The sequence below is a fragment of the Thiohalophilus thiocyanatoxydans genome (assembly GCF_004366735.1).
Classification (GTDB): domain Bacteria; phylum Pseudomonadota; class Gammaproteobacteria; order UBA6429; family Thiohalophilaceae; genus Thiohalophilus; species Thiohalophilus thiocyanatoxydans.
In genome coordinates this window covers 232,357-246,878 of record NZ_SOQX01000002.1, presented here as the reverse complement: position 1 = coordinate 246,878, position 14,522 = coordinate 232,357, and the positions used below count along the sequence as shown (strand labels likewise).

Annotated in this window: 16 protein-coding genes; 4 read left to right on the top strand and 12 right to left on the bottom strand. The window is 62.2% G+C overall.

The window, feature by feature from the left end:
• Positions 1–178 precede the first annotated feature (178 nt).
• The 3 genes from EDC23_RS04835 to EDC23_RS04825 all read left to right on the top strand — a co-directional run bounded on the left by EDC23_RS04835 (position 179) and on the right by EDC23_RS04825 (position 3,690).
• Positions 179–1,645 carry a sensor histidine kinase gene (locus tag EDC23_RS04835; RefSeq protein WP_134081733.1) on the top strand — a complete coding sequence of 489 codons (1,467 nt, stop codon included), beginning with the start codon at positions 179–181 and terminating at the stop codon, positions 1,643–1,645.
• Complete coding sequence (locus EDC23_RS04830; protein WP_134081731.1) at positions 1,638–3,023, top strand: sigma-54-dependent transcriptional regulator; 1,386 nt, start codon at positions 1,638–1,640, stop codon at positions 3,021–3,023. The genes EDC23_RS04835 and EDC23_RS04830 overlap by 8 nt, the downstream gene beginning before the upstream one ends.
• 277 nt (positions 3,024–3,300) lie before the next feature.
• Complete coding sequence (locus tag EDC23_RS04825; protein WP_134081729.1) at positions 3,301–3,690, top strand: DUF4168 domain-containing protein; 390 nt, start codon at positions 3,301–3,303, stop codon at positions 3,688–3,690.
• 54 nt (positions 3,691–3,744) lie between these two features.
• Here the strand turns inward: EDC23_RS04825 and EDC23_RS04820 are convergent, their stop codons facing one another.
• From EDC23_RS04820 to EDC23_RS04765, 12 genes are all read right to left on the bottom strand, one after another.
• Positions 3,745–5,376 (bottom strand): hypothetical protein, encoded by a 1,632-nt coding sequence (locus EDC23_RS04820; RefSeq protein WP_134081727.1) that lies wholly within the window; start codon positions 5,374–5,376, stop codon positions 3,745–3,747.
• A gap of 2 nt (positions 5,377–5,378) precedes the next feature.
• Positions 5,379–6,881, bottom strand: a complete 1,503-nt coding sequence (locus tag EDC23_RS04815; RefSeq protein ID WP_134081725.1) for a complex I subunit 5 family protein — start codon at positions 6,879–6,881, stop codon at positions 5,379–5,381.
• The gene (locus EDC23_RS04810; protein ID WP_134081723.1) at positions 6,878–8,332 is read right to left on the bottom strand and encodes a complex I subunit 5 family protein; all 1,455 of its coding nucleotides are present in this window, start codon (positions 8,330–8,332) and stop codon (positions 6,878–6,880) included. Before EDC23_RS04810 ends, EDC23_RS04815 begins: the two co-directional genes overlap by 4 nt.
• 6 nt (positions 8,333–8,338) lie before the next feature.
• A complete protein-coding gene (locus EDC23_RS04805) occupies positions 8,339–8,647 on the bottom strand; it encodes an NADH-quinone oxidoreductase subunit K (RefSeq protein ID WP_134081721.1) in 309 nt (102 codons plus the stop codon).
• Positions 8,644–9,318, bottom strand: coding sequence for an MnhB domain-containing protein (locus EDC23_RS04800; RefSeq protein WP_166668770.1), 675 nt, complete (start codon positions 9,316–9,318; stop codon positions 8,644–8,646). The genes EDC23_RS04805 and EDC23_RS04800 overlap by 4 nt, the downstream gene beginning before the upstream one ends.
• Positions 9,315–9,599: a Na(+)/H(+) antiporter subunit B gene (locus EDC23_RS04795; RefSeq protein WP_243830717.1), complete on the bottom strand. Its 285-nt coding sequence runs from the start codon at positions 9,597–9,599 to the stop codon at positions 9,315–9,317. The genes EDC23_RS04800 and EDC23_RS04795 overlap by 4 nt, the downstream gene beginning before the upstream one ends.
• The gene (mnhG, locus tag EDC23_RS04790; protein WP_208321281.1) at positions 9,590–9,883 is read right to left on the bottom strand and encodes a monovalent cation/H(+) antiporter subunit G; all 294 of its coding nucleotides are present in this window, start codon (positions 9,881–9,883) and stop codon (positions 9,590–9,592) included. The genes EDC23_RS04795 and mnhG overlap by 10 nt, the downstream gene beginning before the upstream one ends.
• Positions 9,873–10,151 (bottom strand): monovalent cation/H+ antiporter complex subunit F, encoded by a 279-nt coding sequence (locus tag EDC23_RS04785; protein ID WP_134081717.1) that lies wholly within the window; start codon positions 10,149–10,151, stop codon positions 9,873–9,875. Before EDC23_RS04785 ends, mnhG begins: the two co-directional genes overlap by 11 nt.
• A gap of 3 nt (positions 10,152–10,154) precedes the next feature.
• On the bottom strand, positions 10,155–10,670 hold the full coding sequence (locus tag EDC23_RS04780; RefSeq protein ID WP_134081715.1) for a Na+/H+ antiporter subunit E: 516 nt from the start codon (positions 10,668–10,670) through the stop codon (positions 10,155–10,157).
• Between the two features lie 84 nt (positions 10,671–10,754).
• Positions 10,755–11,459 (bottom strand): hypothetical protein, encoded by a 705-nt coding sequence (locus tag EDC23_RS04775; RefSeq protein WP_134081713.1) that lies wholly within the window; start codon positions 11,457–11,459, stop codon positions 10,755–10,757.
• Positions 11,452–12,621 (bottom strand): pyridoxal phosphate-dependent aminotransferase, encoded by a 1,170-nt coding sequence (locus EDC23_RS04770; protein ID WP_134081711.1) that lies wholly within the window; start codon positions 12,619–12,621, stop codon positions 11,452–11,454. The genes EDC23_RS04775 and EDC23_RS04770 overlap by 8 nt, the downstream gene beginning before the upstream one ends.
• A 170-nt stretch (positions 12,622–12,791) precedes the next feature.
• On the bottom strand, positions 12,792–13,562 hold the full coding sequence (locus tag EDC23_RS04765) for an HAD family hydrolase (protein ID WP_134081709.1): 771 nt from the start codon (positions 13,560–13,562) through the stop codon (positions 12,792–12,794).
• 234 nt (positions 13,563–13,796) lie between these two features.
• Here EDC23_RS04765 and dksA point away from each other — a divergent pair, with 234 nt between their 5' ends.
• Positions 13,797–14,462, top strand: a complete 666-nt coding sequence (dksA, locus tag EDC23_RS14355) for an RNA polymerase-binding protein DksA (protein WP_317622974.1) — start codon at positions 13,797–13,799, stop codon at positions 14,460–14,462.
• Positions 14,463–14,522: the final 60 nt, after the last annotated feature.

Genomic DNA, 14,522 nt, shown 5'->3' with positions numbered 1-14,522 from the left:
AATAACCGGCTGGCCGGCTCAACCCGCCGGTTGTCGGGATTCCGGCTCGGGTCCGGGTGCCGTGCGTGATAAACTGGCCCGACCCGGACAGACTGAAGGCACAGCATATGAGCGGGCTTTGACCCCCTGTCCGCGCTCATGTGTCAGAACGACTCACTCATAACCCGCGAGGCATTGCGTGTCACCACGACATTACAACCTGCGTACCGCCCTGTTGATTTTTGTCCTGCTGCCCCTGCTGACATTCAGCGCCCTGGCCGGCTGGTATTCCTTCCGCGTTCTGGAATCCCAGACCCAGGCGCGCATGGAGGAAGAAATCGAACTCGTGGCCCGGGCGATTCGCCAGCCGCTGATCTATGCCATTGAGCAGGGCCGCGAAGGTGCGCTGGTCCAGGCGCTGGAGTCGACTCTGCGTATCAGCCGGGTCTATGGCGCCTATGTCTACGATGCCGACGGCAACCGCCTCGGCACCAGCGGCCCGACCGAACCGGCCGCCGCCAGCGGCCGGGTCGCACAGATGGTCACCGAAGGCGATCGGCGCGAAGAGTACAATCGCGTGACCGGCGGCGAGGATGTCTATTCCTATTTTTTACCCCTGTCCAACGATGCCGGGCAGATCACCGGCATGTTGCAGGTCACCCGCCGGGCCAGCGAATTCGAATCCTATATTACCCGTCTGCGTTATCAGGGGCTGGCCGTTTTGATCATTACCGCAATGCTGTTGACCGTGGTGATCTATTACGGCCATTACAAGGCCTTCGGTTCTCACATCAGCGCCATGCTCACGAGCATCGGTCGGATCGGCGCCGGCAAGCGGGAGCAACGGGTTCCCACCGACGGCCCGCGCGAGCTGCATGAACTGGCCGTCGGTCTGAACCAGATGCTGGAGAGTCTGATCAGCCAGGAAGCCGTCGTGGTCCGTCAGAAACAGGAACAGGCGGTACTCGAAGATCGGTTGCAACGCTCGGAGCGCATGGCGGCCATCGGCCAGCTGGCCGCCGGGGTGGCCCACGAACTGGGCACACCGCTGAATGTGGTCGACGGCAAGGCCCAGCGTGCGCTGCGCCTTGCCAATCTGGATCCGGCAGTCAACGAGTCACTGCAAGAGATCCGTCATGAAGTGCGCCGCATGAACTTTATTGTGCGCCAGCTGATGGACTTCGGACGCAGCAATCCCTTGCAGTGTCAGCCCGAACGCGCCGACCGGGTAATTCGGGCCGTGCTCACCCAGGTGGCCAGCGATGCCCGTTACCGGCATATCGATGTCAGTATGACCGAACACGCTCCCGTCCCGACACTGAGGATTGACCGCCTGCGGATGGAACAGGCACTCTCCAATCTGCTCCACAATGCCGTACAGTCAGCGGCACAACGGGTACAGATCGGCTGGTTTGCCAATGAACAACAGGTCGGTTTTGTTATCGATGATGACGGACCGGGTATTGCCGACGCGGATCGGGAGCGTATCTTCGAACCGTTTTATACCACCAAGAGTGTCGACGAAGGCACGGGACTGGGACTGGCCGTCGCCCATGCCGCGGTCAGCGACCATGACGGCCGGATCGAAATCGAGACCAGTCCGCTCGGGGGCGCCCGTTTTCGCATTGTGCTGCCCCGGCCACAAACCGGAGATAACAATGACTGACACGACTAATTCGCCTGACATCCTGGTCGTGGAAGATGATGCTTCGTTGCGCAAATTGCTGATCGAGGAGTTGCAGGATGCCGGCTACCAAACAGCGGGCGCCCCCGATGCCGAGCAGGCCTGGCAATGGCTCAGGGACAAACCGGTGGATCTGGTTATCAGTGATCTCCGCCTGCCCGGCGCCGACGCCATGGCCTTGCTGCAGCAGACCCGACAACTACCAGTTGCACCGGGATTTATTATTATCACCGGCTTTGGCACCGTCTCCCAGGCCGTCGATGCCCTCAAGGAAGGCGCCGATGACTTTCTGACCAAGCCGGTGGATTTGCAACATCTGCTAATGAGTGTGCAACGGGTCAACGAAACCCGGCGCCTGCGCCTGGAGCTGACCCGCTACCGTGAACTGCTGGGCAGCGGGGACTTTCACGGCCTCATCGGTCGCAGTGCCCCGATGCAACGCCTGTATACCCAGATCACGCAAATCGCCCGGGCCGCCGGCCCGGTGTTGATCGAAGGTGAAAGCGGCGTTGGCAAGGAGCTGGTGGCGCGCGCCCTGCACGCCGAAAGCGAGTCTGCCGACGGTCCGTTTATCGCGGTCAATTGCGCCGCCATTCCCGCCGAACTGCTCGAAAGTGAACTGTTCGGTCATGCGGCGGGCGCCTTTTCCGGCGCCCAGAAGGCACGTCGTGGCCTGTTTCTGGAAGCCAGCGGCGGCAGCCTGTTGCTGGACGAGATCGGTGAGTTGCCGATCGGCATGCAGGCCAAACTGTTGCGCGTCCTGCAGGAACAGCGCCTGCGGCCGGTGGGCGCCGATCGCGAAGAACATGTCGAGGTGCGGATTCTGGCCGCCACCAACAGCGATCTGGAACGCGAAGTCAGCGAGGGCAACTTCCGCGAGGATCTGTTTTATCGGTTGAATACCTTTGCCCTGCAAGTCCCGCCGTTGCGTGAACGCGGCGAGGATCTGGAGCTGCTGACCGCCCGCTTTATCGACGAGTTCGGTGCCCGCCTGGATCACCCGATTCAGGGGATTACCGATCGCGCCCTGCAACAGCTCAAGGCGTATCCGTTTCCCGGGAATGTGCGCGAGCTGTCCAACATTATCGAGTGGGCCGTTACGTTCTGTCACGCCAGTCAGATCGATATCGAACATTTACCCGACCGTCTGCTCAAAAGCGCCGAGATTAAAATCGACGCCCAGCTGCCCGATCTGCTGGCGAGCAATGAGACGGAGCTGTTGCCACTGCAGGAACTCGAACGTCGCTATATTGAACACGTTATCGAGCAAGTTGACGGCAACAAGCGGCGGGCCGCGGAAATTCTCGGTATCGGCCGACGCACCCTTTATCGCCGTCTTGGCGAAAATGACGAGAGCTGAGTTCACCCCTGGCGCCCGAGCCGGCACATGTGTCAAATCGCCACACTTGACCCGCCCCGGGGGACCGATACAGGCCTGCCGGCCTGATCGATCTTTATCCATCCCGCCCCGCAACAGGGGCCGAATCAATTTTATGCCTTCACCAGGCAGTTGATCCGCCGGGATTTTTATTCCTGTCGCCCGATTTTTCACAGTTTTGCCAGACATTTCGCACTCACCCGGCACAGTGCTTGCAACCTGTTCGGGTGAGTGCAAAATAAACCGAGGAGTTTAAATTATGTTGATTAACAGAAAATCACTGCTGGTGGCCCTGTTCGGTATGGGGCTGACACTGGGCATGAGCGCCAACACCTACGCCCAGGCCCAGGGTGGAGCCCAGCAGCAACAGCAGCAAGGGGGTCAGCCGGCCGCCAAGGATATTGACGAGGCCTCCCTGAACAAGTTCAAGGACGCTTTTGCCGAAGTCAACTCGATTCGTGAATCGTTCGCCGGCAAACTGGAAAATGTTGAAGATTCGAAGAAGGCCCAGGAACTGCAGCAGGAAGCCCAGGAAAACATGGTCAGCGCTGTTGAAGACGCCGGTCTGTCTGTTCAGGAATACAACCAGATCTTCGCCGCGGTTCAGCAGAACCCGGAACTGCAAGAGAAGGTGCTTGGCGATCAGTAATTTTCCTCGCCTGACCTGAAGCGTATAAAACGCCCCGCACCGCGGGGCGTTTTTTTATCCGCTGAACACACTCATCACCAGGGCCACGATCAGCAACAACAGTATGGCCGTCTCCCAACGAGCCAGACGTATCTCCAGCACCTGCCAGATCGCTAATTGAGCCAGTTGCTGCCACCCCTGTTGCACCCGTTGCATCAGCACGCTGCGCCAGCGTGGCAACACAACCTCGCCCAACCAGTAACCGCCGCCCACGAACCCGTTCAGAACGGGGCGTATGATCACCAGAATGTCGCCCGGCGGCAGTTTCGCCCGGCCACGCCCGAGCTTGCCGAACAGCCAACCCGCCAGCGCCGCGCCGAGCAGCCAGCCGATCGCCGGCCACAAGGTTTCAACTGAAAGGCGCAGCCCGCCGGCAAGCCAGCTTAGCGCGGCCGCATTCAGCAGGATCAATACAGCAATCCGGGTACCGCGGGACATTGCGTTGCTCATCACGCGCTGCCGGGTGAGGGCCTGCATAGCGAGTACCACCACCGCCATCCCGCCGGCGTAAAGGGCCATGCCGGATAGACCACCGTTTGCCGGAACAACCGCCAGCAGCATCAACACGGCCATGACCAGATTCACCACCGCGAAGCCAGATAGAGTGGCCGGCGCGCGGTATTGACCGATCAGCGCCAGCGCTCCCAGCGCCGGCACACAGGCGAACAGGACAAAATGCCAGATCGGCGCGAAGGCCGTGATCGACTCGGGCCGAATCAACAACATTGCCAGCACGGCAAGCCACAGGCCGAAGAATAACAGCACAACATGGGCCCAGCGGGCCGCCTGACGCGATTGCAACAACCCCGTGATGAGGGCATAACCGCTCATCGCCAGCGCAAGCCACTGCACGACCTGACCGACAGCCGGCCAGTGCAACTGCCCCAGCGGCAGCAGTCGCAACCACGCCAGCAACCCGGCACAGAGCATGAATGCCAGCACCGCCAGGCGCAGCAAGGGCCTGGCAGTCACCCAGACCGGGGCCAGCCAGAGATGCAGTCCGATCAGTCCCGCCTTGATACCAAAGCCCGTCAACATCAGGGTGAACAGGAAGATCTGATCGGGCATGCCGGCCAGCGTTTGACGCAGCGGGGCAAAACCCAGATCGACATCGAATTTCGCCAGCAGCAACAACAGCTCGAAGATCACCAGATCACTGATCACCAGCAACACGACCAGCACATGCCCGGCCCGTCGTCCCGCCGTCGACGCGCCACACATCAACATGCCGTAGAGGGCATAACCGGCCAGCGTTGCCGCACTGAAAAACAGCAACACACCGGCGGATAACACCAGCACCAGTAACGCCGTGATGAACAACAGCAATAACAGTTCAAACAACAAACGCCGGCCACCCGAACCGTGCATCGCGGGCGCCTGAAACATCACCGGCCCCAACAGCAACACGATCAGTAACAAAAACAGCCGCGTCGTGGTATCGCGCGCGAGCACACTGTCCAGCAACACCCCGGGCAATGGCAGGACCGCCTCGACGCCGGGCAACACGACCAGCAGCAAGGGGAGAAACAGCGTCAGCGGTAACAGGCGACGGGCGACATACGCGGTTGGCGGGTAAACCCGCAATAATCCCAGGATGATCGGCCACAACAAGGTCAGTGCCAGCAACACATTGAGCAACAGAGCCATGGCTAATAGAACTCCCGCTCGATAATCAGTTTGGCCCACGCCAGCGGACTGAACGGTGTGGCCGCCAGAATCCCCACCAGCAGCGCGCTGGCGCCCGTCACCAGGGTGGGAAACAACAATGCCCGGGCGGTTTCACGGCGCCCGAAATCACGTGCCTGCGGCCATCGCTCGGGGGGAGTACCGAACCAGGCGGTATACAGCACCGGCAGAAAATAGGCCGCGTTGAGCAGGCTGCTGATCACCAGCACCCCGATCACCCAATCCTGGCCGGCCTCGATCGCCCCCAGGCTCAGATACCATTTACTGATAAACCCGGCCACCGGCGGCAGGCCGATCATGCCGAAGGCGCCAATGGTGAAAGCCGCCATAGTCCAGGGCATGCGCCGGCCCACGCCCGACATCTCGCTGATCTTGTGAATGCCCAGGGTTTCGGCCAGATTGCCCGCGCAGAAAAACAGCGTGATTTTCATCAACCCCTGGTGGACCAGATGGACGATGCCGCCGATCGCCGCGACGGGGCCGGCCAGCGCCACGCCGATCACGATATAGGAGACCTGGCTGACCGTCGAAAACGCCAGACGTCGTTTAAGATCGTCCTGGTACAGCGCGCGGATCGATCCATAAATAATGGTGATCGCCGCGACGATCGCCAGCGGTACCGCCACCCCCAGTGACGCAGCGAACTGCACGCCAAACACCTCATAGACCACGCGCACGATCCCGAACGCCCCGGCCTTGACCACCGCCACCGCATGCAACAGGGCGCTGACCGGCGCTGCCGCCACCATCGCCTGCGGCAGCCAGCCGTGTAACGGCACCAGTGCCGCCTTCACACCCAGTCCGGCGATTAACAGAATAAAGATCAGGATCAGCGCCGGATGATGACGTTGTTCCAGATCGGCCACAAAGCCGCGTGGCGTGAATTCCAGACTCCCGGTCAGGGTGTACAACCAGACCGTGCCCAGCAACAACAACACACCACCGACGATGGTGTAGATCAAATAACTTTGTCCCGCTCGGCGTGCTTTGTCGCTGCCGCGGTGTACGACCAGAGGATAAGTGGACAGGGTCAGCAGTTCATAAAACAGCAGGAAGGTAAACAGATTGGCCGCCAGCGCCACCCCGACAGTGGCGGTAACACACAGGCTGAAGAAGCCGAAGAAGCGGCTGCGATGCGGCGCGCCTTCCAGATAGCCGATGGCATAGATCGTGGTCAGCAGCCACAATACGCTGGAGAGTGTGACAAACAGCATGGCCAGCGGGTCGATGCGTAACGCCAGATCGAGTTGCGGTATCAGGGTCAGCCGGGTTTCAAAAAGTACGGCGTAATCAAAATAGATATGGCGCAGAATCCAGCCCACCAGGAGCAGTTTGACGACAGCCCCGCTCAAATTGAGCACGGTACGCAGGCGCACGCTGCGTTCGGGCAAGGCGAAGATCACCAGTCCGGGCAGCAGCGAACTGCCCAGCAACATCAGCGGCACCCAGTCATACCAGTGATTCATGGCCCCACCCCGAACGGATTCCCCGTTGCCAGCCAGGCCAGTAGCGGGCTGACCCACAGCCCCAGCAACACCGTCCCCACGGCCAGTACCAGTGCGGTCCACTCCATCACCGGCGGCACCGCGTTGGCCTCGTGCGACACCGGCGCGCGGGTAAAGGCAAAGCCGATCACCTTGAACAGATAGGCCGCCGCCAGCATGCCGCCGATTAAAATGATCACCACCCACCACCACTGGCCGGCTTCAATGGCCGCCTCCAGCAACAGCCACTTGCCGATAAAGCCGCCGCTGGGCGGCAGTCCCATGAGGCTGATCCCGGCAATCGCAAACGCCGCCAGACTCAGCGGCAGGCGCTGCACCACCCGATCCAGATCGGCGATGCGATCATGGCCGCCGAACAGCACAATATTGCCGGCCGCCATGAACAGGGCCGCCTTGGCCAGGGCATGGGAGAGCGCCAGATAGATCACCGCCTGCCACGCCGCGGGGCCGACCGCCGCCGCCAGTGGAAAACCAAGAAACAGATAGCCCAGTTGCGCCACCGTCGAATAGGCGATCAGTAATTTGAGCCGGGTCTGACGCAGCGCCTGCAGCGAACCCCACAACACCGCCAGGGCCCCCAGCAGCCCCAGCAGTTCCGTCACGCCCCGGCCCGGATTCAGGGGTTCGAAAATTTCCAGCCAGAGACGCAGCAATATATAAAAAGACGCCTTGACCACCAGCGCCGACAACAGGGCGCTGACCGGCGAGCTGGCGCTGGCGTGCGCCGGTGGCAACCAGAAATGAAACGGAAACAGCGCCGTCTTGAGTATCAGGCCAACGGTCATGAGCACCAGCGCGGCCAGCGTAACCGGCTGCGCGCTCGCCCGTTCGCCAAGCAAGGCGATATCGACACTGCCAAAGGCGTGATACAGCAACGCCACCCCCAGCAGATAGAGCAGCGATCCCAGCAGGCTGACCAGCAGATAGCGCATCGCCCCGCCCAGGGCCGCGGCACTGCCGCCCAGCGCCGCCAGCGCCACCGCCGACAGGCCGAGCAGCTCCAGGGTGACATACAGATTGAAAATGTCCGCGGCGAGAAACAGCCCGTTGAGCGCGGTCCACAAGCCCAGCCACAACGGCCAGAATGCGCGGGCGAGTTGCGGCCTGGCGTGAAAATAGCCACCGGCGTACAGGCTCACCCCCAACCCGACCGTGGCGCTCATCAGCAGCATGATCAGGCTCAGCCCGTCCACTACCAGATCGATCCCCAGCGGCGCACCCCAGCCGCCGACGGGATAGCGTTGCGGCCGGGTCAAACTGAATGCCAGCGCGATGGCAATAACAAACACGGCGACGGCGGTGGCAATCCCGAGCCCGGCGGCCCGGCGACGAAAAACAAAGCTCAGCAGCGCGCCGATGAGCGGCAAAAAAATCAGCAGCACAGGCAACAGACTGACATGCTCGGCAGCCATGCGCGGTTACTCGCTGTCGGGATCCGGCAGACGGGGCTGCCCGGTGGTTTCGACAACCCGACGCAGCAACACCAGCGCCAGCGCGGTCGCCGCCACCGCCACCACGATACCGGTGATCACCATGGCGTGGGGCACCGGGTCGGGCGGCCCGTCCGGCGCCCGGCGGGCCAGTGCGGTCAGCACCAGAAATACCCCGCTGCCCATGATATTCAGCGCCAGAATTTTGCGCAGCAGATGGGCCCGCACGATCAGGGCGTAGAGTCCCAGGCTGAACAGCCCGAGGCCGGTCACCGCATAGAGCACGGCGACGCTCATCGGGACGCTCCAGGTTCACCGCCGAGAAACAGCGCCATTAGGGTGACCCCGATGCTCAGGCCGGCCAGCGCCTCGATCAACAGGATCAGCGTGCCCGCGACCGGCAGCGGGTAGCCAAGCAGCACGCCGCTGGCGGGTACCACCGCCAGCGCCACCAGCACGAACATCCCCACCCCGGCGATCAGCAGCAGGCGCAGGCGCCATCCCTGCCAGCGCACCGGCAGGCGCCAGCCAGTCAGCAACAGCAACACCCCGGCGGCGCCCAGCACCGCCCCGGCCTGAAAGGCGCCGCCGGGGCCGGTCGCCCCGCGCCACAACAGATAACCGGCCATCAATACCATCAGCGGCACCAGCTGTCGCGGCAACGCCGCCAGCATGGCGCCCGGCGTCTCGTCGGTGGGGGGCACGGCCGGGGAGAGTGACCAGACACCCAGGCAGGCCAGCAGCAGCACCGCCATTTCCAGCAAGGTGTCATAACCGCGGAAATTCAACAGCACGGCGGTAACCGGATGGTCCACACCGCTGACCGCCATTTGCGCCGCCACCTGCGGCTGCAGCCCGGCGCTGCGGGGCGGCAGGCCGAGCAGCACCCAGGCCAGGGCCGCGAACATCCCCACCAGCAACAGTGCGACACTGAACCGCAACCACGGTGCTGCACCGCGCGGTGTCATGACGACGCATCCTCGTCCTGTTTCGCATCGAGGGCGTCGAGCCGCGCCAGGGTCGAGAGCAGTAACGCGCCGGTCAGGCCCGCCCCGATCGCCGCCTCCGCCAGGGCCACATCCGGCGCATCCAGCCGCACCCAGACCAGCGACAGTACCAGCCCGAAGGCGATGAACAGCACCACCGCCCTGAACAACCCCTTGCAGGCCAGCACTCGCCAGGCCAGCCACAGCAGCACCAGCATCAGCAGCCCGTCCAGCGCCCAGCCCAGCAGGGTTGCTATTGCCACGGCGTCACTCCCCGGCGTTGGGCGGTGCGCGCGACCAGATGACAGGACAGCGTGGAGGCTACCAGCACCAGCAGCCAGACCAGTATCAGTTTGCCGACCACCGCCCAGGCGGGGGCTTGCAGCGCGAGGGCCGCCACGATCAACCCAAGGCCGACATTGTCGGCCTTGGTCAGGGCGTGCAATCGGGTATACACATCGGGAAAGCGCAACACACCGAGTGTCCCGGCCAGAAAAAAGATCATCCCGGCGATCAGCAAGAGCAGGCTCAGCCCGTCAATCAGCATCAAGATCCTCCCCGGCGGCGCGCCAGTTACGGCGCACAAAGGTGACCACCGCCACCACCGCCAGCAGCGCAAAGACCAGGGCCACATCGCGCAACGCCGGCGCACGGTCCGCCTCGGCCAGCAGCAACAGACAGGCCACCGCCGTGGTGCCGAACAGTTGCGCCGCCAGCATGCGATCCGCGGCAGTCGGCCCGCGCAATACCCGCCACAGCCCCGCCACCAGTGTCAGTAGCAAAAACAGCGCGCCGCCAAGATAGACCAGGGTCATCGGCTAACCCTCTTCAGGTCGGTTTTCATCACGGAACAACCCCGCCACTTTCTGTTCCAGAATCCCCAGATCGCGTTGAAAATCGCCGCGTCGATCCAGCAGATGCACCCACAGCTTGTCGTCCACGATCTCCGTGCACAGGGTCCCCGGCAGCAGACTGATCACCCCGGCCATGAACAACCGGGATCGGGGCAACGCCAAACGCAGGGGGTATTCAATGACAGCGGGTTGCAACGGCCGGGCGGGCGACAGGGCACGCCGTGCGACATCGACGCCGCCGACCAGGGAGCGCCAGATAAAATAGGGAACAAAACGCAACGCGCCCGGCAAGGACCAGGCCACCGGGGGCGCCAGTGACACGCTGAGCAACGCCGCCGCCACCACCAGTACCGCCCCCATGCCCCAGGCCTCCGCCCTGCCCTCGGTGAGCAGCCACCACAGCAGGGCAAACAGCAGCACGCGTTTGACCCGGGTCATCACCCGGGCGCGGGGTTGTTCATAAACCGCCGATTGGCGCATCGACCTCTCCCATACAGACCTGCCTTCCCGGTTACCGGATCGGGGTGAGACTCGCCGGCTGCTTCGCGCCTGACTTTCGGCAGGTCAGTTTTGCCGGAACAGCCGCGGATTACGTTCGGTGAATTTGCCGATCCAGTCGACAATAAAGGAGCGTTCCCCCCGCTTCATATACCACCAGCCGAACACACTAATCAACAACGCCCCGAGGGTATCCACGATCAAATCCCACATGGTGTCGGTCAGCCCCGTATCATCACCAAGCATCGGCTTTTGCATATTGGTGCCGACAAAGTGATCCATGGAAAATTCAAAAATTTCCCAGAGGGCCCCGACGGTCACGGCGAACAGAAAGGCAAACAGTGCCATAAACCCCGGACGCAGATGCAGATCGATGCGTCGGTTCTGGTTCAGCACATAGATCAACAAAAAGCCGAGCAGTCCCAGCAACAGTCCCGAACTGGTGTGCAGGGCAATATCCCACCACCAGAGGCGATCGTAATAACGGCGTATCTCCCCCAGAAACAGGGAAGCGAACACAAACAGGACCGCCAGCAACTGGAATTCCGCCGGTACCGTGACACGGAAATGACGCCCGAGCATCGCCGGCGACAGGGTGATGCCGATAATCGCCGCCACCAGAAACGCATTGATCCACAAACCGTTATACAGGGTCAGCACCAGTTCCACGGCCATGATCAACTGCAAAACGATCACCGTGCGCCGGTAAATCCGCGTCGCGCGCTGACTGCCCAGAGGTTGCACGGGATCTGTCCGGGGCGATTCAGCCATCGGGAGCCAGCCGTTGTTGCAAGCGGCGCACACCCTCTTGCAGTCGCGCCAGCGAGGTCGTGTAGGCAAAACGGACATGCCGTTGCGGCTGGTTATCGCCAAAATCGTTGCCCGGCGTGATCGCCACGCCGATCTCCTGCAACAGAGCTTGTGCGAAGGCGAAGCTGTCGTCGGTAAACCGGCGGCAATCGGCATACAGATAAAACGCGCCCTGCGGCTCGACCTTGATATCGAAACCGATCTCGCGCAGTGCAGGCAGTAGAAAATCACGGCGCTGTTCGAACGCCTCGCGTCGCTGCTCGAGAATATCGAGCGTCTGCGGCTCGAACGCCGCCAGCGCCGCATGCTGGGCCGGGGTCGAGGCGGAGAGAAACAGATTCTGCGCCAGTTTGTCGATTCCCGGAATCAGTTCGCCCGGGGCTACCAGCCAGCCGATGCGCCACCCGGTCATGCCAAAATATTTGGAGAAGCTGTTGATCACAATCACCCGCTCACTGCAACCCAGCGCGGTCGGCGGGCTCTCGCCATAGATCAGACCGTGATAGATCTCATCGACGATGACCGTGCCCCCCTGGCGCTCGACCCAGTCGATGATTGCCTCAAGCTCGGCGGACGGAATCAGGGTCCCGGTGGGGTTGGCCGGCGAGGCGAGCATCACCACCCGGGTGTCGGCCTGCCAGTGCTGTTGTACCAGTGCCAGGCTCAGCTGATAGCCGGTGTCGGCCTGCACCGGCACCGGCTGCACGCGGGCATCGAGAAAATGGGCAAAGTTGCGGTTGCAGGGATAACCGGGATCGGCCAGCATCACGCCCTGCCCCGGTTCCAGCAACACCCCGAGGGCCAGCAGCAGCGCCCCGGATGCCCCCGGTGTGACCACGATCCGCTGTGCCGGCACCGACACGCCATAGCGGTCCTGATAAAACCCGGCGATCGCCTCGCGCAGGGCCGACAGCCCCACCGCTGGCGTATAATGCACCTTACCGTCGGCGATCGCCCGGGTAGCCGCCTCGACCACCGGCGGCGGGGTGGGAAAGTCGGGCTCGCCGATCTCCATGTGCACGATATCCCGGCCCTGTTGCTCCAGCTCGCGGGCCTCGGCCAGCAGAGCCATCACCCGAAAAGGCTGGATACGATCGATTCGACGGGATGGCGTCTCAGACATACCTGAACTGTAACCCTGTCACCGGGACAGAGAAACCCTGTGCGCGCTATCGAAGGCTACCGGCGGTGAAAAAGCCACCACCGAAGAGACCGGAGACACTGAACCGGTAGCGAACCGGTCGCGACACAACACCTGAACCCGGGGAGTCCGGTGGTTATCGCATTACCGCGTTAGCCGGCATGCACCCGTTTGACCAGCGCCATATCCAGATACCGGGCCCCATCGATGACCGACGACGATCCGGACAGCACCCGAAACGGCTGCTGCGGCTCGCCGAAACTGTCCAGCACCAGCTCCGCATTGTCGAAGTCGTGGTCCCGGGTATAGTCGTTGACCGTAATGATCGTCTTGAGCCCGGCGCCCTTGCTCGCCAGGATACCGTTGTGCGAGTCCTCGAAGGCGATGCACCGGGCGGGCTCGAGCCCCATTTTCGCCATGGCGTACTCATAAATATCGGGCGCCGGTTTTTTTGCCGGCACCACGTCGCCGGCGGCGATCACCTCGAACCACTGCAGCGCATCGGGCCCCACGGCGTTCTCCAGCAGGGCCGTCACATTGGCCGGGGTGGTGGTGGTGGCGATGGCCAGCCGGTAACCGGCCTCGCGCGCCTCGCGCAATAACCGCTCGACCCCCGGGCGCAGCGGAATGCCGCCCTCGCCCAGCAAGGTCTCGTAGTGCCGGGTCTTGGCCTGGTGCAGCTCGGCAATCCACTCGGTGGGATCGCCGGGCAACGTTGCCGCCGGCTGATACTGCTCAAGATAATGGCGCATCCGCTCCTTGCCGCCGGTGATGCTCAAAAGCGCCCCGTAGGTGGCCACATCCCATTCCCAGTCGAGCCCGGCCTCGGCGAAGGCCCGGTTGAAGGCCACCCGGTGGCCGTCCCGCTCGGTGTTCGACAGGGTGCCGTCCACATCAAATAACAGTGCTGCCAGTTCCGCCATCGTTTTTCACTCTTTGCGCTGCCTCAAAAGCGCGCCAGCTTACCTGAAAGCGGCGCGTTTGCCACCTGTCAGGACCGGCATATTTCCATGAATTTCATGCGGTTAAATACCCCCTGAGCGCCCCCTCAAAAAAAACAGCGCCAGGGGACGCCGCTTTTATTGCACCCCCGGACGGATTCTGGTAGAAAAGCGCGTTATTTTTACGCAAGAGTGTCGCCAGGGAGACAATTGCACATGGCCGCAAAGAAAAAGACCGCGAAGAAGAAAACCGCCAAGAAAGCGACGGCGAAGAAGAAGACCACCAAGAAAAAGCCCGCCGCGAAAAAATCCACGGCGAAAAAGAAACCCGCGGCCAAAAAGAAGACCGCGGCGAAGAAGTCAACGACCAGTAAAAAGGCGGTAGCCAAGAAAAAGCCCACTGCCAAAAAGACTGCGAAGAAAACCGCGAAGAAAACCGCGAAAAAGAAGGCTGCGCGCAAATCGGTCACTGAACACGCCGGTGAAATCACGCCCTATCAAATGAAGAAGGGCGAGGAGTACATGAACGAGCCGATGTCGCAGCACTTCCGTGAAATCTTGCAAAACTGGAAGCGCGAGCTGATGGAAGAGGTGGATCGCACCGTCCATCACATGCAGGACGAGGCCGCCAACTTCCCGGATCCCAACGATCGCGCCAGCCAGGAATCGGATTTCACCATGGAACTGCGCACCCGGGACCGTGAACGCAAGCTGATCAAGAAAATCGACGAGTCGCTGGTCAACCTGGAAAACGGTGAATACGGTTACTGTGAAGAGTGCGGTATCGAAATCGGCGTGCGCCGCCTCGAAGCCCGCCCCACCGCCACACTCTGCATCGACTGCAAGAGCCTGGACGAAATCCGCGAACGGACCCGCGCATAACCAGCAAAGGGGGGCCGCCGGCCCCTTTTTTGCCTCTCTTTCCACCGTGTTGATCACACA